This window comes from Streptomyces sp. NPDC086023 (assembly GCF_044540325.1).
Classification (GTDB): Bacteria; Actinomycetota; Actinomycetes; order Streptomycetales; family Streptomycetaceae; genus Streptomyces.
Genome location: NZ_JBITRX010000018.1, coordinates 110466 through 131626, shown reverse-complemented (window position 1 = coordinate 131626; position 21161 = coordinate 110466). Strand labels below are relative to the sequence as shown.

Below are 21161 nucleotides of genomic sequence, written 5' to 3'. Positions count from 1 at the left end.
CTACGGGCGGCGGAGGCGGGCCTACGGGCGGCGGACCCGGCGGGCGCACGGGAGGCGGACCCCGCCGCGCCGGGCGCCGCGGAACCGGCCGGTGTGCGGGGCACCGTCCCCGTGCCGCGCGGCGCGCCCGAGGCCCTGGCCGGCCAGGGCGCCTGCGGGCCGGCCGCGATCCTGCGCCGCCAGTCCCTGCGGGAGTCGGCGGCGCGCACGTACGCCCGCGCCCTCCCCGTCGTGCCGGTGCGGGCCAGGGGGCTGACCATCGAGGGCGCCGACGGCCGCCGCTACCTCGACTGCCTCTCCGGCGCCGGCACCCTCGCGCTCGGCCACAACCACCCCGTGGTGCTGGAGGCGATCCGCAGGGTCATCGACTCCGGGGCGCCCCTCCAGGTGCTGGACCTGGCCACCCCGGTCAAGGATGCCTTCACCACCGAGCTGTTCGCCAACCTGCCGCCCGCCCTCGCCGCCGACGCCCGGGTCCAGTTCTGCGGCCCCGCGGGCACCGACGCGGTCGAGGCCGCCCTGAAGCTCGTCCGCAACGCGACCGGCCGCCAGGGCATCGTCGCCTTCACCGGGGCCTACCACGGCATGACCGCCGGGGCGCTCGACGCCTCCGGGGGCGCCACCGACGTACGCGTGACCAGGCTCCCGTACCCCCAGGACTACCGCTGCCCCTTCGGCGAGGGCGGCGCGCGCGGGGCGGACCTGTGCGCCCGGCTCGCCGAGAACCTGCTGGACGACCCCAAGAGCGGGGTCCCCGCACCGGCCGGAATGATCCTCGAACCCGTCCAGGGCGAAGGCGGGGTCCACCCCGCCCCCGACGACTGGCTGCGCCGCCTCCGCAAGGTCACCGCGGACCGCGGCATCCCCCTGATCGCCGACGAGGTGCAGACCGGCGTCGGCCGGACCGGCGCGTTCTGGGGAGTGGACCACGCGGGCGTCACCCCCGACGTGATGGTCCTCTCCAAGGCCATCGGCGGCAGCATGCCCCTGGCCGTCGTGGTGTACCGGGCCGGACTGGACACCTGGGCGCCCGGCGCCCACGCCGGCACCTTCCGCGGCAACCAGCTCGCCATGGCCGCGGGCACCGCCACCCTCGCGTACGTACGGGAGAACCGCCTCGCCGAACGCGCGGCCGCTCTCGGCGAGCGCATCCTGACCGCCCTGCGCTCCCTCGCCGGACACCACCCCGGCATCGGCGACGTGCGCGGCCGCGGCCTGATGACCGGCATCGAGCTGGTCGACCCCGAAGCCGAGCAGGTCCCCGGGCAACCCGCGCCCGCCGACCCGGAACTCGCCCTCGCGGTCCAGCGGGAGTGCCTCCGGCGCGGCCTGATCGTCGAACTCGGCGGCAGGCACCAGAGCGTCGTCCGGCTCCTCCCCCCGCTCACCCTCACCGACGAACAGGCCACGGCCGTGCTCGACCGGCTCGCCGACGCCGTCGCCGCCGCCGAACTCCTCCGGAACCGATCCGGACACCCTCCAAGGAAGCACCCGTGAACTCCACCCCCGCACCGGAACCGCCCCCCGCCGACGGCCCGTCAGGCTCCCAGCCCCCCGCCCCGGCCGCACCGCCCGCCACGGTTCCGCGCCAGAAGGACTGCGTCACCCGCCTCCGGCCGGCCGCCCCCGCAGCCCCCGGCACCCACCCCGCCGACCAGCCCGACCTGCTCGACCACGCCGACCCCGCGGTCGCCGCCGAGGCCGCCGCCGTGGAGAACCTGCTCCGCTGCTGGGTCCGCGAGAACACCCTGGCCCGCCCCGACGGGCCCGTGCTGCGCATCCCCCTCACCGCCTCCGGCACCGCCCTGCTCGTACCGGTCCGCCACTGGTCCGAGGGCGGCTGGCACCGCTTCGCCCCGGCGCGCCTCGAATCCGCGCCGCCCGGCGCCCCCGCCCTCGACGCCGTCACCCTCGCCGGGCTGCTGGTCCGCGAGGGCGGCTCACGCGGCGGGGCCGAACTCGTCGGCCGGGTGTCCGACTCCGTGCGCCGCACCGCTGCCTTCATCGCCGACCGGCGCCGGCGCCCCGCCCCGCCCGAGACCGCAGACCCGTTCCTCGCCGCCGAGCAGTCGCTCGTACTCGGCCACCCCCTGCACCCCACCCCCAAGAGCCGCGAAGGACTCTCCGAGGCCGAAGGGCGCCGTTACTCGCCCGAGCTGTACGGCTCGTTCCCCCTGCACTGGACGGCGGTCGACCGCTCCGCGCTCGCCACCGACTCCGCCTGGACCGAGAGCGGCCGCTCCGTCCCCGCCGCGCAGCTGCTCGCCCGCCTCGCCCCCGGCCTGCCCCTCCCCGCGGGCAGCACCCCGCTGCCCCTGCACCCCTGGCAGGCCCGCGACCTGCTGGAACGGCCCGCCGTCCGCGAACTCCTCGACACCGGCGCCCTGCACGACCTCGGCCCCTTCGGTGCCGCCTGGCACCCCACCTCCTCCGTACGCACCGTGCACCGGCCCGGCGCCCCCGCGATGCTCAAGCTCTCGCTGGGCCTGCCCATCACCAACTCCCGCCGGGAGAACCTCCGCAAGGAACTCCACCGGGGAGTCGAGGTCCACCGGCTGCTCCGCGCCGGCCTGGCCAAGGAGTGGACGTTCCGCCACCCGGGCTTCGACATCGTGCGCGACCCCGCCTGGGTCGCCGTCGACGGCCCCGACGGCGACCCCGTCCCCGGCCTGGACGTCCTGCTGCGCCACAACCCCTTCGGCCCCGCGGACGACGCCGTGTGCGTCGCGTCCCTCACCTCGCCCCGCCCCTGGCCCGGCCGCCCGACGGTCAGCTCCCGGCTCGCCGAGACCGTCTCCCGGCTCGCCGCCCGCACCGGCCGCCCCCGCTCCGCCGTCTCCGCCGAGTGGTTCCTGCGCTACCTCGACCAGGTCGTCCGGCCCGTGCTGGCCCTGGACGCGCTGGCCGGCATCGCCCTGGAGGCGCACCAGCAGAACACCCTCGTCCTGCTGTCGCCCGACGGCTGGCCCGTCGGCGGCCGCTACCGCGACAACCAGGGCTACTACTTCCGCGAGTCCCGGCGCGCGGAGCTGGACCGGCGGCTGCCCGGCATCGGCACCGTCAGCGACACCTTCGTGCCCGACGCGGTCACCGACGAGCGGTTCGCCTACTACGTCGGGATCAACAACGTCCTCGGCCTCATCGGAGCCTTCGGCGCGCAGCGGCTGGCCGACGAGCGGGTCCTGCTCGCCGCCTTCCGCCGGTTCCTCGGCCAGAACAGCCGGCTGGGCCCGCTGCCCGCCCTGCTGCTCGACTCGCCCACCCTGCGCTGCAAGGCCAACCTGCGCACCCGGCTCGAAGGGCTCGACGAGCTCGTCGGCCCCGTCGAGACCCAGTCCGTGTACGTCACCATCGCCAACCCCCTCCACGACCCCAGCTGACCGGAGCCCGCCATGCCGCCCACGGACGCCGACACCGCCCCCGCCCCCACGCACGCTCCAGCCCCGACGCACGCCCCCGCCCACGCCCCCACCTCCGCGCCCCGCACCGGCAGCGGCTGCGAGGACACGCTCGACCTGCGGATCCCCACGGAGCTGCTGGCCCTGCTCGCCGACGAGAGCGCCGCCACCGCCCGGGCCACCGCGCTCAGCACCCTGCCCTACCTCGCCGAGGCCGACCTGCTGGACTCGCCCGCCGAATGGGGCCCGGTCCCCACCGTTGCCGGCGCCTTCCAGCTCGTACCCGTACGGGTGGACCGCGACCTCGCCCTGATCACCGGGTGGATGAACGACCCCGAGGTCGCCGCCTTCTGGGAACTGGCCGGCCCCGAATCCGTCACCGAGGCCCACCTGCGCGCCCAGCTCGACGGCGACGGGCGGAGCATCCCCTGCCTCGGCACCCTCGACGGCACCCCGATGAGCTACTGGGAGATCTACCGGGCCGACCTCGACCCGCTCTCCCGCCACTACCCGGCCCGCCCCCACGACACCGGCCTCCACCTGCTCATCGGCAACGCGGCGGACCGCGGACGCGGTCTGGGCACCCTGCTGCTGCGCGCCGTGGCCGACCTGGTGCTCGACAACCGGCCCCGGTGCGCCCGGGTCGTCGCCGAACCCGACCTGGCGAACGTCCCGTCCGTGTCGGCCTTCCTCAGTTCCGGCTTCCGCTACTCCGCGGAGATCGAACTGCCCGCCAAGCGCGCCGCCCTGATGATCCGCGAACGGGCGCTGCGCACCCTCCTGTGACCGTGACCGCGTGACCCAACCCGTCACCCGTCCCGCCCCCGGTCCCCGACCCCGAGCGCCCACCGAGGAGTCCCGTGCCGACCTTCCCCGCCACCCACGACTCGGCCGGACCCCCCGTCTCCCGGCCGCCCCACTGCCCGCCCGAGCTCAACGGCCCCACCTGGGAGACCGCGGCACGGCGGCTCCTCGCCAAGATGCTCGGCGAGTTCGCGTACGAGGGCATCGTCACCCCCGTCCCCGCCCAGGGCGAGGACGCCTGGGCCCTCCCGCTGGACGAGGGCGGCGGCACGCTCGGCTTCCGGGCGCGCAGGGGCGCGTACGACGGCTGGCGCGTCGACGCCCGGTCGATCACCCACACCCCGCCGGAACCGGACGCGGCGCCCGTCGAGTTCGGGGACCCCTTCCGTTTCATCGTCCTGGCCAGGAAGCTCCTGGACCTGGACGGGACCACCCTCGGGCACCTCCTGCGGGAGCTGAGCACCACCCTGGCCGCCGACGCGCGCATCGACCACACCGCCCGCACGGCCGACGTGCTGGCCGGCCTCGACTACGCCGAGCTCGAAGGCCACCAGACCGGCCACCCCTGGCTGGTCCTCAACAAGGGACGGCTCGGCTTTTCGGGCAGCGACACCGCCGCCTGGGCACCGGAGGCCCGGGTCCGCCGGCGGCTGCCCTGGCTGGCGGCGCACACGTCGCTCGCCGTCTACCGGGGCACCGGCGCCCTGGCGGACCCCGGCCGGCTGTACGCCCACGAGCTCGACCCGGCCACCCGCGCCGCCTTCGACCAGGAGCTGCGGGAGCGGGGACTCGACCCGGCCGGGTACCTGTACCTGCCGGTCCATCCCTGGCAGTGGGACGAGGTGGTGCTGCCGCTGTTCGCCCCCGCGCTGGCGGCCGGCACCCTCGTACCGCTGCGCGCCGACCCCGACGTACGCCTGCCCCAGCAGTCCATCCGGACCTTCCTCAACCTGAGCCGGCCCGAGCGGCACACCGTCAAGCTGCCCCTGTCCGTCCTGAACACCCTGGTCTGGCGGGGCCTGCCCACCGAGCGGACCCTGGCCGCCCCGGCGGCGACGGCCTGGGTGCAGGGCCTGCGCGACGCCGACCCGTTCCTGCACACCGAGTGCGGCGTGATCCTGCTCGGAGAGGTCGCCTCGGTCACCGTGGCGCACCCTGTCTACGACGCGCTGCCCGAGGTCCCCTACCAGTACCGCGAGCTGCTCGGCGCGATCTGGCGGGAGCCGCTCACCGGACGGCTCGCCCCCGGCGAGCGAGCCAGGACCCTGGCGTCCCTGCTCCACACCGACCCGCGCGGGCGCGCCTTCACGGAGGAGCTGGTGGCCCGCTCCGGCCTCGCCCCCGAGGTGTGGCTGACGCGGCTCTTCGCCGCGCTGCTCCCGCCGCTGCTGCACTTCCTGTACCGGTACGGGACCGTCTTCTCCCCGCACGGCGAGAACGCGATCGTGGTCTACGACGAGCACGACGTACCGGTGCGGCTGGCGGTCAAGGACTTCGTCGACGACATCAACGTCAGCGCCCGCCCGCTGCCCGAGCACGGCTCGATGCCGGACGAGGTGCGGGCGGTGCTGCTCACCGAGCCGCCCGGCTTCCTCACCCAGTTCATCCACTCCGGCCTGTTCGTCGGCGTCTTCCGCTACCTCTCGGCGCTCTGCGCGGACCGGCTGAACGTACCGGAGGAGCGCTTCTGGTCGCTCGTACGGGCGGAGATCGTCCGGTACCACCAGCGCTTCCCGGAGCTGAAGGAGCGCTTCGAGATGTTCGACCTCTTCACCCCGCGGATCGAGCGGCTCTGCCTGAACCGCAACCGGCTGTACGCCGACGGCTACCGGGACCGCGCCCAGCGCCCGCACGCGGTGGTCGACGGTACGGTGCCCAACCCCCTGTACCGGCCGTGAAGCCCGCTGTCAGCGGGGCCGCGTAGGGTGGTGAGTGCTATGACGAAGCCCTCCCTCCCCGACCTGCTGCACGCCGCCGTCGCCGCCGTCGGCGGCACCGAGCGTCCCGGCCAGGTGGCCATGGCCGAAGCCGTCGCCGAAGCCATCGACGAACAGTCGCACCGCCTGGTCCAGGCCGGTACCGGCACCGGAAAGTCCCTCGGCTACCTGGTGCCGGCGCTGGCGCACGGGGAGCGCGTGGTGGTCGCCACCGCCACGCTGGCCCTCCAGCGGCAGCTGGTCGAGCGCGACCTGCCGCGCACGGTGGACGCGCTGCATCCGCTGCTGCGCCGCCGCCCGCAGTTCGCGATGCTCAAGGGCCGGTCGAACTACCTCTGCCTGCACCGCCTGCACGAGGGCGCGCCCCAGGACGAGGAGGACGGCCTGTTCGACCAGTTCGAGGCCGTCGCGCCCACGAGCAAGCTCGGCAAGGACCTGCTGCGCCTGCGGGACTGGGCGGACGAGACGGAGACCGGCGACCGGGACGACCTGACCCCGGGCGTCTCCGACAAGGCCTGGTCCCAGGTGTCGGTGTCCTCGCGCGAGTGCCTGGGCGCGAGCAAGTGCGCGTACGGTGCCGAGTGCTTCGCCGAGGCCGCCCGGGAGCGGGCGAAGCTGGCCGACGTGGTGGTCACCAACCACGCCCTGCTGGCCATCGACGCCATCGAGGGCGCGCCCGTGCTGCCCTCGCACGAGGTGCTGATCGTCGACGAGGCCCACGAGCTGGTGTCCCGGGTGACCGGTGTGGCCACCGGCGAGCTCACGCCGGGTCAGGTCAACCGCGCGGTGAAGCGTGCGGCCAAGCTGGTCGACGAGAAGACGGCGGACTCCCTCCAGACCGCCGCGGAGTCCTTCGAGCGGGTGATGGAGCTGGCGCTGCCGGGCCGTCTGGAGGAGGTGCCCGAGGACCTGGGGTATGCGCTGCTGGCCCTGCGGGACGCGGCACGGAACGTGATCTCGGCGCTGGGCGCCACCCGCGACAAGTCCGTGCAGGACGAGGACGCGGTGCGCAAGCAGGCCATGGCCTCGGTGGAGAACGTCCACGCCGTGGCGGAGCGGATCACGCAGGGCTCCGAGTACGACGTGGTCTGGTACGAGCGGCACGAGCCCCGCGGGGGAGCCGCCTATCGGCACAGCGGGGCGACGCTGCGGGTGGCTCCGCTGTCCGTCTCCGGCCTGCTGCGGGAGAAGCTCTTCGCCGAGCGCTCGGTCGTCCTCACCTCGGCCACCCTCAAGCTGGGCGGCGACTTCAACGGCGTGGGCGCCTCGCTGGGCCTGCCGCCCGAGGGCGTACAGGGGGAGGACGTACCGGTCTGGAAGGGCCTGGACGTCGGCTCCCCGTTCGACTACCCGAAGCAGGGGATCCTGTACGTCGCGAAGCACCTGGCCACGCCGGGCCGGGAGGGCACGCGCGGCGACATGACGGACGAGCTGGCCGAGCTGATCGGCGCCGCCGGCGGACGGACGCTGGGGCTGTTCTCCTCGATGCGGGCCGCGCAGGCGGCGGCGGAGGAGCTGCGGGGGCGGATCGACAACCCGATCCTGCTCCAGGGGGAGGAGACGCTGGGCGAGCTGATCAAGACGTTCGCGGGGGACCCGGCGACCTGTCTGTTCGGCACGCTCTCGCTGTGGCAGGGCGTGGACGTGCCGGGCCCGAGCTGCCAGCTGGTGGTGATGGACCGTATCCCGTTCCCGCGTCCGGACGATCCGCTGATGAGCGCCCGGCAGAAGGCGGTCGAGGAGGCCGGGGGCAACGGCTTCATGGCCGTGGCCGCGACGCACGCGGCGCTGCTGATGGCGCAGGGCGCCGGCCGTCTCGTACGCGCCTCGGGCGACCGGGGTGTGGTGGCGGTGCTCGATCCGCGGCTTGCCACCGCGCGGTACGGCGGCTTCCTGCGGTCCTCGCTGCCCGACTTCTGGTACACGACCGACCGCAACCAGGTGCGGAAGTCCCTCGCGGCGATCGACGCGGCCGCGAAGGCCGACGGCAGGTAGTCCGTATCCCGTCTTCTCCCCTTCCCGGACCCGGGAGAGGGGGAAGACGGACATGGCAGGACCCCGGGACCGGCGCAGTGGGTCCCGGGGTCCGGTTCAGGGAGGGCGGTCGCTCAGACGCGCCGCAGCACGGCGACGACCTTGCCGAGGATGGTCGCCTCGTCGCCGGGGATGGGCTGGTACGCAGCGTTGTGCGGCAGCAGCCAGACGTGGCCGTCCTCGCGCTTGAAGCGCTTGACGGTGGCCTCGCCGTCGAGCATGGCGGCCACGATGTCGCCGTTCTCCGCGACCGGCTGGCGGCGGACCGTGACCCAGTCGCCGTCACAGATCGCGGCCTCGATCATCGAGTCGCCGACGACCTTGAGGACGAAGAGCTCGCCGTCGCCGACCAGCTGGCGGGGGAGCGGGAAGACGTCCTCGACGGACTCCTCGGCCAGGATCGGCCCGCCGGCGGCGATCCGGCCGACGAGCGGCACGTACGAGGCGGCGGGCTTGCCGGTGGTGTCCGTCGGCTGGGTGCTGGGCTGGTCGGAGCCGCGCACCTCGTACGCACGGGGGCGGTGCGGGTCCCGGCGGAGGAAGCCCTTGCGCTCCAGGGCCATCAGCTGGTGGGCGACGGAGGAGGTGCTGGAGAGGCCGACCGCCTGTCCGATCTCCCGCATCGACGGTGGGTAGCCGCGCCGCTGCACCGAGTCCCTGATCACCTCGATGACCCGCCGCTGCCGGTCGGTGAGGCCGGAGCTGTCCGCCCGGATGCCTGGAGGCCGGCCAGGCAGCGAGCGTGCGGGGCGCATCGCGTCCGGCTCCGGGGTCATGGCTGCGTCGTTCATGGCATGCACCGGCTCGAGTCGGCTGTGGGAGCGGTTCTGGGCAGTGATGGTGGCACTGTCTGCGGTGGTGGTCACGTCGGCGGCCCCTCTCGAAATGTGCTTGCTCTCCCTAGCGGACAACGGTAGTGGCTTTCGAAAGGTTGCGCCAAACACACGTTCGAGTGAAAAATCGCAGTTCACCGGACGTGATCACATGAAGAGGTGTATGGACGATCAGCGCACCGAACGCGGGTTCGGTGCCGAATCCGTTCATTAGGGTACCCTTCCCGGTCGGATCGCCACCGCTCGGGGTCTTCGCCCAGTGTGGCATCCGGGACCCCGGAATTCCCGTACCGGCCCGCGCCCCAGTAGGCTCGTGAGCTGCTTCCGCCATGTCCGGATTCTTTCGGAGACGGGCGACACGCCCGGGTGTGACGTACTGCCGAAACCCAAGATCTAGTGGTTGGATTGGCGTAGCCACCCAGAAGTTGTGGTCCTCGGTCTGCCGAGGGTCCCGACATCGCATATGCTGGTGGCTGCTTCGAGAGCCCCGACAGAGACCTGTCCGGTGGTGCTCCGGAGCGATTCAGTCGTGCCATGAGGGAGGGATGGGAGCCGTGCACTGCCCCTTCTGCAGGCATCCCGACAGCCGCGTAGTAGACAGCCGCACCACGGACGACGGGACGTCGATCCGCAGGCGCCGCCAGTGCCCGGACTGCTCCCGCCGTTTCACCACGGTGGAGACCGCGTCACTGATGGTGATCAAGAGGTCCGGCGTCACGGAGCCCTTCTCGCGTACGAAGGTGATCTCCGGCGTGCGCAAGGCCTGTCAGGGACGCCCCGTCACCGAGGACGCCCTCGCCAAGCTCGGCCAGCGGGTCGAGGAGGCGGTGCGCGCCACCGGTAGCGCCGAGCTGACCACCCACGACGTGGGTCTGGCCATACTCGGCCCGCTCCAGGAGCTCGACCTGGTCGCGTACCTGCGCTTCGCGTCGGTCTACCGCGCCTTCGACACCCTGGAAGACTTCGAGGCCGCCATCGCCGAGCTGCGCGACCGGCGTCCTCCGCATGAAGAGTGCGGGCCCGGCGGGACCGGTTCGGTCCCCGTGCCCGCCTCCGCCGCCGACTGACCGGACGGCCGCACGGCGGCCGTCCCGCAGGGCGGGACCACAGACCTGTCCGCGCGCCCGAGGGCGGGCGGACGAACCGGCTACATCAGACACACACCGTGCCAACGGATACGGAATTTCGCGGGCACTTTAGGGCGTTTTTGCCCGTATATGGGAGGCAGCGGCATGACAGAGACGGCGAGCGGTCCGGCACGTGGTTCCCGCGCCAAGGGAACCAAGGCGGCGAGCAAGGGCCTGCGTATCGAGCGCATCCACACCACCCCCGGCGTGCACCCGTACGACGAAGTGGTCTGGGAGCGCCGTGACGTCGTCATGACCAACTGGCGCGACGGCTCGGTGAACTTCGAGCAGCGCGGCGTCGAGTTCCCCGACTTCTGGTCGGTGAACGCGGTCAACATCGTCACCAGCAAGTACTTCCGCGGCGCGGTCGGCACCCCGCAGCGCGAGACCGGTCTCAAGCAGCTGATCGACCGGATCGTGAAGACCTACACGAAGGCCGGCGAGGACCACGGCTACTTCACGTCGCCCGCGGACGCCGAGATCTTCGAGCACGAGCTGACCTACGCCCTGCTCCACCAGATCTTCAGCTTCAACTCCCCGGTCTGGTTCAACGTCGGCACGCCCCAGCCGCAGCAGGTCTCCGCCTGCTTCATCCTCGCCGTCGACGACTCCATGGAGTCGATCCTCGACTGGTACAAGGAAGAGGGCATGATCTTCAAGGGCGGCTCCGGCGCCGGCCTGAACCTCTCCCGCATCCGCTCCTCCAAGGAGCTCCTCTCCTCCGGCGGCAACGCCTCCGGCCCGGTCTCCTTCATGCGCGGCGCCGACGCGTCCGCCGGCACGATCAAGTCGGGCGGCGCCACCCGCCGCGCGGCCAAGATGGTCGTGCTCGACGTGGACCACCCGGACGTCGAGGACTTCATCGCCACCAAGGTGAAGGAGGAGGAGAAGATCCGCGCCCTGCGCGACGCGGGCTTCGACATGGACCTGGGCGGCGACGACATCACGTCCGTCCAGTACCAGAACGCCAACAACTCCGTCCGTGTGAACGACGAGTTCATGACGGCCGTCGAGAACGGCACCGAGTTCGGCCTGCGTGCCCGCATGACCGGCGAGGTCATCGAGAAGGTCGACGCCAAGGCGCTCTTCCGCAAGCTCGCCGAGGCCGCGTGGGCCTGTGCCGACCCGGGCATCCAGTACGACGGTGTGATCAACAACTGGCACACCTGCCCCGAGTCCGGCCGGATCACCGCGTCGAACCCGTGCAGCGAGTACATGCACCTGGACAACACGTCCTGCAACCTCGCCTCGCTGAACCTGATGAAGTTCCTCAAGGACGACGGCAAGGGCAACCAGTCCTTCGACGTCGAGCGCTTCGCCAAGGTCGTCGAGCTCGTCATCACCGCGATGGACATCTCCATCTGCTTCGCGGACTTCCCGACCCAGAAGATCGGCGAGAACACCCGCGCCTTCCGCCAGCTGGGCATCGGCTACGCCAACCTCGGCGCCCTGCTGATGGCCACCGGCCACGCGTACGACTCCGACGGCGGCCGCGCGCTGGCCGCGTCCGTCACCTCGCTGATGACCGGCACCGCGTACAAGCGCTCCGCCGAGCTGGCCGGCGTGGTCGGCCCGTACGACGGCTACGCCCGCAACGCCGAGCCGCACAAGCGCGTCATGAAGCAGCACGCCGACGCCAACGCCGCAGCTCCGCGCATGGACGACCTGGACACCCCCGTCTGGGCCGCGGCCACCGAGGCCTGGCAGGACGTCATCCGCCTCGGCGAGAAGAACGGCTTCCGCAACTCGCAGGCGTCCGTCCTCGCCCCGACCGGCACCATCGGCCTGGCGATGTCCTGCGACACCACCGGTGTCGAGCCGGACCTGGCCCTGGTCAAGTTCAAGAAGCTCGTCGGCGGCGGCTCGATGCAGATCGTCAACGGCACCGTCCCGCAGGCCCTGCGCCGCCTGGGCTACCAGGAGGAGCAGATCGAGGCGATCGTCGCCCACATCGCCGAGCACGGCAACGTGATCGACGCGCCCGGCCTGAAGACCGAGCACTACGAGGTCTTCGACTGCGCGATGGGCGAGCGCTCCATCTCCCCGATGGGCCACGTCCGCATGATGGCCGCGATCCAGCCCTGGATCTCCGGCGCCATCTCCAAGACGGTCAACATGCCGGAGACGGCCACCGTCGAGGAGGTCGAGGAGATCTACTTCGAGGCCTGGAAGCTCGGCGTCAAGGCCCTCGCGATCTACCGCGACAACTGCAAGGTCGGCCAGCCGCTGTCGGCCAAGAAGAAGGACGACGACAAGGCCGACAAGGCCGCGGAGACCAAGGCCGTCGAGCCGGCCAGGGTCGAGAAGGTCGTCGAGTACCGCCCGGTCCGCAAGCGCCTGCCCAAGGGCCGCCCGGGGATCACCACCTCCTTCACGGTCGGTGGCGCCGAGGGCTACATGACCGCCAACTCCTACCCGGACGACGGTCTGGGCGAGGTCTTCCTGAAGATGTCCAAGCAGGGCTCGACCCTCGCGGGCATGATGGACGCCTTCTCCATCGCCGTCTCCGTCGGCCTGCAGTACGGCGTCCCGCTGGAGACCTACGTCTCGAAGTTCACCAACATGCGCTTCGAGCCGGCCGGCATGACGGACGACCCGGACGTGCGGATGGCGCAGTCGATCGTCGACTACATCTTCCGCCGCGTGGCGCTGGACTTCCTGCCCTTCGAGACCCGCTCCGCGCTCGGCATCCACTCCGCCGAGGAGCGCCAGCGCCACCTGGAGACCGGCTCGTACGAGCCGGTCGAGGAGGACATCGACGTCGAGGGCCTGGCCCAGTCGGCCCCGCTGGCGGCGGTCCCCGCGGCCCCGAAGCCGGTCGTCCCGGCCTCGTCGCCGAAGCAGGCCCACACCAACGCCGAGCTGGTGGAGATGCAGCTGGGCGTGAGCGCCGACGCTCCGCTGTGCTTCTCGTGCGGCACCAAGATGCAGCGCGCGGGCTCCTGCTACATCTGCGAGGGCTGCGGCTCGACCAGCGGCTGCAGCTGATCCGCTCCGCTGAGTGACCGACGAGGGGACCGTCCCGGAAGGGGCGGTCCCCTCCGGCATGCCGAGGCCCGGCCCTGGCATGATCGTCGGGACGGACGGCGACGGGGGGACGGGGCATGTGGAGCGGTGACGAGCTGGACCTGGACGCGTACCTGGAGCGGATCGGGTACGCGGGACCGCTGGAGCCCACGGCGGAGACGCTGGCCGGGGTGCACCGGGCGCACGTGACGTCCGTACCCTTCGAGAACCTCGACGTGGCGCTGGGCCGCCCGGTGCCGCTCGACCTCGCGAGCGTGCAGGACAAGCTCGTGCGCCGCCGCCGGGGCGGCTACTGCTACGAGCAGAACTCCCTGCTCGCCGCCGCGTTGGAGCGGCTCGGCTTCGAGGTCGCCGGGCGCGGCGCCCGCAACCGCACGCGGGGCGCCGAGCTGACGCCGGTCACCCACGCGGTCCTCGTCGTCGCCGCCGGCGGGCGGACCTGGCTCGCGGACGCCGGCTTCGGCCACCAGGGTCCGCTGGAGCCGGTGCCGCTGGACGCCCCGGGCGAGGTGCGGCAGGGGCCCTGGACGTACGGCATCGGGCGGGAGGCCGACGGGATCCTGGTCCTGCGGATGCTCCGGGACCAGGGGTGGCGGGACCTGTACGCCTTCGCGCCACAGCGCACGTACGCCGTCGACCTCGTGCCGATGAACCACTACAGCTCCACCCACCCCCGCTCCCACTTCACCGGCCAGATCGTGGTCCAGAAGGCCGGTGCGGAGCTGCGCGCCGCCCTCGTGCGGGAGACGCTGACCGAGCTGCGGGCCGACGGGGGCACCGGGCGCCGCGCCGTCGGGCCTGCGGAACTCGCGGGACTGCTGGCACGGGAGTTCGGGATCGAGCTGCCCGAGGCGGACGCGGCGGAACTCGTCGGCACGTACTGGCCCGGAGTCCGAACGGGGCCGCGCTGATCCCCGTACGATGGCGCGGTGCTGGTCAAGTGGATTCGCTGCACGGTGGTGGACCGCCGGGGGTTCGAGCGCGGGCAGCGGAAGTGGGCGGGTCTGCCGGGGGAACCGGGATTCCGGGGGCAGGGCGGGGGATGGAGCCGCAGCCGCCCGGGGGTGGCGCACGTCTTCGCGTTCTGGGAGAGCCGGTCCTTCTACGACTCCTTCATGGCGCGCTCCCACGACCGGCTGGCCGCCTCCCAGAACGGCACGTACAAGGACTCCCGGGTCACCCTCTTCGACCACCGCTTCGACGTGAAGACCGGTTTCGAGCCGCGCTTCACGGACTCCGACGTGCTGCGCGTGGCGCACTGCAAGGTCCGGGAGGGCCGGCTCGAACACTTCGCGCTGATGCAGGAGAAGGTGTGGAACCCTGCAATGGCGGGTTCCCCCGGCATGATCCGCGGGCTCTTCGGCGAGGCGCCGGGGAGGGAGTTCCTGATCCTGTCGATGTGGCGCTCGGCGGCGGAGCACGGCAAGTACCGCGAGGAGCGGGTGGAGCGGCTGTCGCTGCGCGCGCAGATCGAGGCCGACCTGGAGGGGCTCACGGGCGACGTGGTCGACCTCGAACCGTCGTGGACCGTCTGAGCGGGGCCCGGGCCGTGGTCGTGACCGGGCGTGCCGGAGCGCACCCCGGCGCACGCTCCGGCCCGTCGCGCCGCTCGAACGGGCGTCCCCCGGCTTAGGGTCGACGTATGGCACGACCGCGGCGCATCGTCCTTGTCCGGCACGGGGAATCGGAGGGGAATGCCGACGACACCGTGTACGAGCGGGAGCCCGACCACGCCTTGGCCCTGACGCCCACCGGCCTCGCCCAGGCGGCGGAGGCGGGCGAGCGGCTGCGCGCGCTCTTCGGCGAGGAGCGGGTCAGCGCGTACGTCTCCCCGTACCGGCGCACCCTGGAGACCTTCCGCGAGCTGCGGCTCGACCCCGCGCGGGTGCGGGTGCGCGAGGAGCCCCGGCTCCGGGAGCAGGACTGGGGCAACTGGCAGGACCTGGCGGACGTACGGCTCCAGAAGGCGTACCGGGACGCCTACGGGCACTTCTTCTACCGGTTCGCGCAGGGCGAGTCCGGCGCCGACGTGTACGACCGGGTGGGCTCGTTCCTGGAGAGCCTCTACCGCAGCTTCGAGGCGCCCGACCACCCGCCGAACGTGCTGCTGGTGACCCACGGGCTGACCATGCGGCTGTTCTGTATGCGCTGGTTCCACTGGTCGGTCGCGGAGTTCGAGTGCCTGTCCAACCCGGACAACGGCTCCCACCGCACGCTGGTGCTGGGTCCGGACGGCCGCTATCGGCTGGACCGCCCCTTCGAGAGGTGGACCACACCCCAGACATTTGACCTTTGGGGATAGAGTTACGCGGGATGACCCCTGACTCCTCTCCCGACCGGCGCTACGCACGCGCCCTGGCCAGCCTGCGCGGACTGGCGGTGGGTGACGCCCTGGGCTCCCAGTTCTTCGTCCCCGCGAACTATCCGCTGCTCAAGCGGCGTGAGCTGCCCCCCGGTCCCTGGCAGTGGACCGACGACACGGAGATGGCCTGCTCCGTGCTCGCCGTGCTCGCCGAGCACGGCCGGATCGACCAGGACGCGCTGGCCTCGTCCTTCGCGCACCACCACGACTTCGACCGCGGCTACGGCCCGGCGGTCAACCGCATGCTGAGGCTGGTCCGGGAGGGCCAGGACTGGCGGGAGCTGGCCGCCGAGCTGTTCAACGGCCAGGGGTCGTGGGGCAACGGCGCGGCCATGCGGATCGCGCCGCTCGGCGCGTACTACGCCGACGACCCCGAGCAGGCCACCCACCAGGCGGAGATTTCCGCCTACACGACCCACCAGCACCGCGAGGCCGTGATGGGCGCGATGGCCGTGGCGGCCGCCGCCGCCATCGCCGCCGACCCGGCCGGGCCCCCCACGGCCGAGGCCCTGCTGGACGGGGTCATCGCGCTCGTGCCGCGCAGCGCCGTGGGCGCGGGGCTGCGGCGGGCGCGGGACATGCTGGACTACGGCGACGCGACCACCGTGGCGGCCGTGCTCGGCTGCGGGCGGCGGACCAGCGCCCACGACACGGTGCCCTTCGCGCTCTGGTCGGCGGCCAGGAACCTCGGCGACTACGCCGGTGCCTTCTGGACCACGGCGGGCGTCGGCGGCGACGTGGACACCACCTGCGCGATCGTGGGCGGGGTGCTGGCCGGCCGAGGGGACGGGCACGTCCCCGGCGAGTGGCTGGCGCAGACCGAGCTGCTGCCGGAGTGGGTTCCGGAGACGAGCGGCTGACCACTGCGGGCTGAGCACTGCGGCACCCGGTGCCGGGGCGGAACGCGCGGTTCAGCGCGTCCGCCCCGATCACCAGGCGAGAGGGGCGTGGCCCGGGGTGTCGCGGGCGAACCGGGCGGCGTAACCTAATGGCGCCATGCCGTACGAAGCACCCACCCACACCGTCGAGCGCTCCCTCCGCGCAACCACCGGCGCCAAGATCATCGCCGGGGTCGACGAGGTCGGACGAGGGGCCTGGGCCGGCCCGGTCACCGTGTGCGCGGCCGTCACGGGACTGCGCCGCCCGCCCGAGGGACTCACCGATTCGAAGCTGCTCACCCCCAGGAGGCGGGACGAACTCGCCCTGGTGCTGGAGAGCTGGGTCACCGCGTACGCCCTCGGCGACGCCTCGCCCGAGGAGATCGACGAACTCGGCATGACCGCCGCCCTCCGGCTGGCCGCGGTGCGCGCGCTCGACGGACTGCCCGTCAGGCCCGACGCGGTGATCCTCGACGGCAAGCACGACTACCTCGGGGCGCCCTGGCGGGTCCGTACGGTGATCAAGGGCGACCAGTCGTGTGTAGCGGTGGCCGCCGCCTCGGTGATCGCCAAGGTGCGGCGGGACCGGATGATGGCCGAACTCGGCCCGGACCTGGCGGACTTCGCCTTCGGGGCCAACGCCGGCTATCCCTCGCCCGTGCACCGGGCGGCGCTGGAGACCCGCGGCCCGACGCCGCACCACCGCCTGTCGTGGTCGTACCTCGACGCGCTTCCGCAGTGGCGGCACCTGAAGAAGGTCCGCAGGAGCGAAGAGGCCATCGAACTGGAAAACGGAGGCCAACTCGGCTTCGATTTCTGATCGCACGCATGTGCCACCATCCGGTATGACTCGTACCGGCGTTTGAAATTCCCATCCACTCAAGCCTCCTGAGGAGCCTCAGATTCACGAGAGTGCCCAGGGTCCCGCGACGACCCCGGCCCCGAGCCGTACCGCGCCGACCCCCCGCCCCGTACCTGGTCCGCGTCCCGCAGCCGTACCGCGGCCCGGGCGCCCCGGCCCCCGTCCCGCTCCGCCCGCGCAGCGCACCCCGCAGCAGCCGGCGAAGCCCGGGCCGGCCGCCACCACCCCCTCCGTCTCCACGCAGGTGCCGCAGGTCCAGCTGATCCCCGCTTCGGCGGAGGGTGCGCTCGACGCGGCGGAGGAAGCCGTCGACCTGCTGCTCGACACCGGTCGTGCCCCCGGTGACGTGCTGGTCCTGACCGCCGGCGAGCTCCACCCGTGGGCCGCGCACGAGCTGTCCTTCGGCGAGGCCGCCTACTGGGCGCAGCACGACGCCCGGGACGACGTCTTCTACGCGGACGCCGCGCAGGCCGAGCGGGCCGCCGCCCGTCCGGTCGTGGTCTTCGCCGTCAACGGCGGTGAGCCGGCCGACGTCGCGCGCAGCCTTCCCGTCGCTCTCGCCCGGGCCACCGCGCTGCTGGTCGTGTGCGGCGACGCGCAGCAGATCAACTCCGTGCTGGGCGCGGGCGTCTGACGCTCTGTGGTCCCGCCGCGTGGCACCGGCGGGACCGCCCGGTGTCCGGGATCCGGCCCGGCGCCGTGACGTCGGCGCGCCCGCCGCGGCGCCGGCGGGCGCCGACGTACCGCCTGCGGACCGTCAGCGGACCGCCTGCGGGGCGACCCGCCGCCGTGCGGTCAGCGCGCGGCCGTGCGACGCAGCGGCTCTATCGCTCCGGCCACCGTGCGCAGCGACGGGGGCCCCGGCTCGATCCCGGTGTCCTCCAGGCGCAGGGGGCGGGAACCGGCGCTGGGGTGTCTGCCGCCGCGGCCCTCGCCCAGCACCTGCCAGCCGGCGCGGGTGAGCGTGATGTACGCGCCGCAGCGCAGCCCGTGGAGCGTACAGGCGTCGCGCAGCCCCCACATCCAGGCGCCGTCCTCCTCGGTCCACCGCTCGTCCCCCTCGCGGCAGAAGAGCAGCACGGCGGTCCGGGCGGGCGTCTTGCGCCGCAGGTCGTGCGGGATCACCCGGCGCAGTGCGGACAACAGGGAGTTGCGGTAGTCCCAGCCGTCCGCCGAGGCGGTCCGCTGGGTGAAGGACGCGCTGGCGACCAGGCGTTCCTCGGGGCCCAGCACGGCGATCACGGCCGTGGAGACCCCGGGGTTGTGCCGGGAGTGCAGGCCGCTGACGACCTCGCGGGGATTGCTCAGCAGGGGGATTCCCGCCGCCGCCCACTCGGCCGGCTCCAGCACGCGACCGTGGCGGCTGGCGCTGCCCTGCGAGGCGGGCGTCGAAGCGGCTGCGGACGGAGCGAATCCGAAGGTCATGGTCCTCCCTTCGGTGGTGCCCGCGGTGGGGCACGAGTGGGTGCAGGCACGCCGCGGCGCAGCCCTAAGAGAGGGCTGACGAGCCATGCGGGAGCACTCCAATTCTTGCGTGGCCCGTCTGTGCGCGGCAACGAGCAATTGACGTCACCGGCCGGATTGCGCCGGTATGCCGTTCATATCCTTGCCCAGTCACACCGCTATTGACGCATCGCCTTACTGCTGAACCGCGAGGACCAGCGGAAACACCTCCCCCGCGCCCGCCCGGCGGAGCAGCCGCGCGGCCACTGCCAGTGTCCAGCCGCTCTCCGAGCGGTCGTCGACCAGCAGTACGGGGCCGGCCGCCGCGGCAACCGCCCCGGCCAGCTCCGGAGTGACCGTCAGCTGCTCGTGCAAGGCCCGCACCCGCTGGGCGCTGTTGGAGGACGGCAGCCCGTACGGCGGCGCCTCACCGGCGTATTCGACCGTGCCCAGCAGCGGCATCCGGCCGACCTCGGCGATCCGCTCGGCCAGCGAGCCGACCAGGACCGGCCGGGAACGCGAGGCCATCGCGACCACGCCCACCGGGCGGGGCGGCGCGTCCGGCGCCCCGGAGGCCCAGCCGCCCGGCCCCCGCGCCCAGTCGGCCAGCACGCTCACCACGGCCTGGGTCACGTCGTCGGGGATCGGCCCGTCGGGAGCCCCCGCGGCGAGCATCGGGCGCAGCCGGTTGCCCCAGCCGATGTCCGAGAGCCGGCCCAGCGCACGCCCGGTGGACGCCTGCTCGCCGGCCGGGATACGGCCCTTCAGATCCACGCCCACGGCCGGGAGTCCGGTCGGCCACATCCGGCGCGGCTCCAGCTCCACGCCCGGCCGGCTCAGCTCGCCGCGCGCGGTGTCCAGGGCGGCCTGCGAGACGTCCGCCGTGTACCTGGCGCCGGCGCAGTTGTCGCAGCGGCCGCACGGCGCGGCCTCCTCGTCGTCCAGCTGGCGGCGCAGGAACTCCATGCGGCAGCCGGTCGTGGCCGCGTACTCGCGCATCGCCTGCTGTTCGGCGGCCCGCTGACGGGCCACCCAGGCGTACCGCTCCGTGTCGTAGGCCCAGGGCTGCCCGGTGGACGTCCAGCCACCCTTGACCCGGTGCACCGCCCCGTCCACGTCGAGCACCTTGAGCATGGTCTCCAGGCGCGTCCTGCGCAGGTCCACCATCGGCTCCAGCGCGGGCAGCGACAGCGGGCGGCCCGCCTGGGCCAGCACGTCCAGGGTGCGGCGGACCTGCTCCTCGGGCGGGAAGGCCACCGAGGCGAAGTACTGCCAGATCGCCTCGTCGTCGCGGCCCGGCAGCAGCAGCACCTCCGCGTGCTCGACGCCGCGTCCGGCGCGGCCCACCTGCTGGTAGTAGGCGATGGGGGAGGAGGGCGAGCCCAGGTGCACCACGAAACCCAGGTCCGGCTTGTCGAAGCCCATGCCCAGCGCGGAGGTGGCCACGAGCGCCTTCACGCGGTTGGCCAGCAGGTCCTCCTCCGCCTGCATCCGGTCCGCGTTCTCCGTGCGGCCGGTGTACGAGGCGACCGCGTGCCCGCGGTGCCGCAGGTACGCCGTCACCTCCTCGGCCGCGGCCACCGTGAGGGTGTAGACGATCCCCGAACCCGGCAGTTCGTCCAGGTGGTCGGCCAGCCACGCCAGCCGGTGCGGATTGTCCGGCAGCCGCAGCACCGCCAGGCTCAGGCTCTCCCGGTCCAGGGGCCCGCGCAGCACCAGCGCGTCCGTGCCCGCGCCGGTGCCCAGCTGCTCGGCCACGTCCGCCGTCACACGGGAGTTGGCGGTCGCCGTCGTCGCCAGCACCGGGACGCCGGGCGGCAGATCGGCCAGCATGGTGCGCAGCCGGCGGTAGTCCGGGCGGAAGTCGTGGCCCCAGTCCGAGATGCAGTGCGCCTCGTCCACGACCAGCAGACCGGTCGCCGCCGCGAGCTTGGGCAGCACCTGGTCGCGGAACTCGGGGTTGTTCAGGCGCTCCGGGCTCACGAGCAGGACGTCCACCTCGCCCGCCGCGACCTCGGCCTGGATCGTCTCCCACTCCTCGGGATTCGCGGAGTTGATGGTGCGGGCGTGGATGCCCGCGCGGGCGGCCGCGTCCACCTGGTTGCGCATCAGGGCCAGCAGGGGGGACACGATGACGGTGGGTCCGCTCCCGCTCGCGCGGAGCAGGGAGGTGGCGACGAAGTACACGGCCGACTTGCCCCAGCCCGTGCGCTGCACCACCAGGGCCCGCCGCTTGTCCGCCACCAGGGCCTCGATCGCCCGCCACTGGTCCTCACGCAGCCGCGCGGAGCCCGTCGGGTCACCGACGAGGCGGGCGAGTACGGAATCGGCCTGGGCCCTGAGGTCTGCGTTCATACCCCCATGCAACCCGATGCCACCGACATCGCGCGAACGCCCCCGCCAGCCTGTGGACAACTTTATCCACAGGGGTCGCGGAGATCGGCGGGTTCGCGGGA

16 protein-coding genes are annotated in these 21161 nt (G+C 73.1%); 13 read left to right on the top strand and 3 right to left on the bottom strand.

All coding sequences use genetic code 11. The features are described 5' to 3' along the window. Positions 1-111 precede the first annotated feature (111 nt). The 5 genes from ACIF6F_RS29625 (at position 112) to ACIF6F_RS29605 (ending at position 8134) form a co-directional block, all read left to right on the top strand. The gene (locus ACIF6F_RS29625) at positions 112-1497 is read left to right on the top strand and encodes a diaminobutyrate--2-oxoglutarate transaminase family protein (RefSeq protein ID WP_399953502.1); all 1386 of its coding nucleotides are present in this window, start codon (positions 112-114) and stop codon (positions 1495-1497) included. Next, positions 1494-3380 carry an IucA/IucC family protein gene (locus tag ACIF6F_RS29620; RefSeq protein WP_399953434.1) on the top strand — a complete coding sequence of 629 codons (1887 nt, stop codon included), beginning with the start codon at positions 1494-1496 and terminating at the stop codon, positions 3378-3380. Before ACIF6F_RS29625 ends, ACIF6F_RS29620 begins: the two co-directional genes overlap by 4 nt. Before the next feature lie 12 nt (positions 3381-3392). Beyond that, a complete protein-coding gene (locus ACIF6F_RS29615; protein WP_399953431.1) occupies positions 3393-4184 on the top strand; it encodes a GNAT family N-acetyltransferase in 792 nt (263 codons plus the stop codon). 74 nt (positions 4185-4258) lie between these two features. Further along, positions 4259-6100 (top strand): IucA/IucC family protein, encoded by a 1842-nt coding sequence (locus ACIF6F_RS29610; RefSeq protein ID WP_399953428.1) that lies wholly within the window; start codon positions 4259-4261, stop codon positions 6098-6100. A gap of 39 nt (positions 6101-6139) precedes the next feature. Next, on the top strand, positions 6140-8134 hold the full coding sequence (locus tag ACIF6F_RS29605; RefSeq protein WP_399953425.1) for an ATP-dependent DNA helicase: 1995 nt from the start codon (positions 6140-6142) through the stop codon (positions 8132-8134). A gap of 113 nt (positions 8135-8247) precedes the next feature. Here ACIF6F_RS29605 and lexA read toward each other — a convergent pair whose 3' ends face one another. Continuing rightward, positions 8248-9039 (bottom strand): transcriptional repressor LexA, encoded by a 792-nt coding sequence (gene lexA / locus ACIF6F_RS29600; RefSeq protein WP_399953422.1) that lies wholly within the window; start codon positions 9037-9039, stop codon positions 8248-8250. A gap of 521 nt (positions 9040-9560) precedes the next feature. Between lexA and nrdR the strand changes: the two genes are divergently transcribed. From nrdR to ACIF6F_RS29560, 8 genes are all read left to right on the top strand, one after another. Then, entirely contained in the window at positions 9561-10073 is a 513-nt protein-coding gene (gene nrdR / locus ACIF6F_RS29595) for a transcriptional regulator NrdR (protein ID WP_399953498.1), read from the top strand. A gap of 165 nt (positions 10074-10238) precedes the next feature. Then, positions 10239-13121 carry a vitamin B12-dependent ribonucleotide reductase gene (locus tag ACIF6F_RS29590; RefSeq protein WP_399953419.1) on the top strand — a complete coding sequence of 961 codons (2883 nt, stop codon included), beginning with the start codon at positions 10239-10241 and terminating at the stop codon, positions 13119-13121. Between the two features lie 116 nt (positions 13122-13237). Continuing rightward, positions 13238-14071 (top strand): arylamine N-acetyltransferase, encoded by an 834-nt coding sequence (locus tag ACIF6F_RS29585; protein WP_399953416.1) that lies wholly within the window; start codon positions 13238-13240, stop codon positions 14069-14071. A gap of 18 nt (positions 14072-14089) precedes the next feature. After that, complete coding sequence (locus tag ACIF6F_RS29580) at positions 14090-14695, top strand: YdbC family protein (RefSeq protein WP_399953414.1); 606 nt, start codon at positions 14090-14092, stop codon at positions 14693-14695. A 107-nt stretch (positions 14696-14802) separates the two neighbouring features. Beyond that, entirely contained in the window at positions 14803-15462 is a 660-nt protein-coding gene (locus tag ACIF6F_RS29575) for a histidine phosphatase family protein (RefSeq protein ID WP_399953410.1), read from the top strand. 11 nt (positions 15463-15473) lie between these two features. Continuing rightward, complete coding sequence (locus ACIF6F_RS29570) at positions 15474-16382, top strand: ADP-ribosylglycohydrolase family protein (RefSeq protein ID WP_399953407.1); 909 nt, start codon at positions 15474-15476, stop codon at positions 16380-16382. 136 nt (positions 16383-16518) lie between these two features. Then, positions 16519-17220 (top strand): ribonuclease HII, encoded by a 702-nt coding sequence (locus ACIF6F_RS29565; protein ID WP_399953404.1) that lies wholly within the window; start codon positions 16519-16521, stop codon positions 17218-17220. 82 nt (positions 17221-17302) lie between these two features. Beyond that, the gene (locus tag ACIF6F_RS29560; protein WP_399953495.1) at positions 17303-17896 is read left to right on the top strand and encodes a hypothetical protein; all 594 of its coding nucleotides are present in this window, start codon (positions 17303-17305) and stop codon (positions 17894-17896) included. A 161-nt stretch (positions 17897-18057) separates the two neighbouring features. Here ACIF6F_RS29560 and ACIF6F_RS29555 read toward each other — a convergent pair whose 3' ends face one another. Both ACIF6F_RS29555 and ACIF6F_RS29550 read right to left on the bottom strand, forming a co-directional pair. Next, entirely contained in the window at positions 18058-18687 is a 630-nt protein-coding gene (locus tag ACIF6F_RS29555; protein ID WP_399953401.1) for a hypothetical protein, read from the bottom strand. Between the two features lie 213 nt (positions 18688-18900). Beyond that, positions 18901-21060 carry a RecQ family ATP-dependent DNA helicase gene (locus ACIF6F_RS29550; RefSeq protein ID WP_399953398.1) on the bottom strand — a complete coding sequence of 720 codons (2160 nt, stop codon included), beginning with the start codon at positions 21058-21060 and terminating at the stop codon, positions 18901-18903. Positions 21061-21161: the final 101 nt, after the last annotated feature.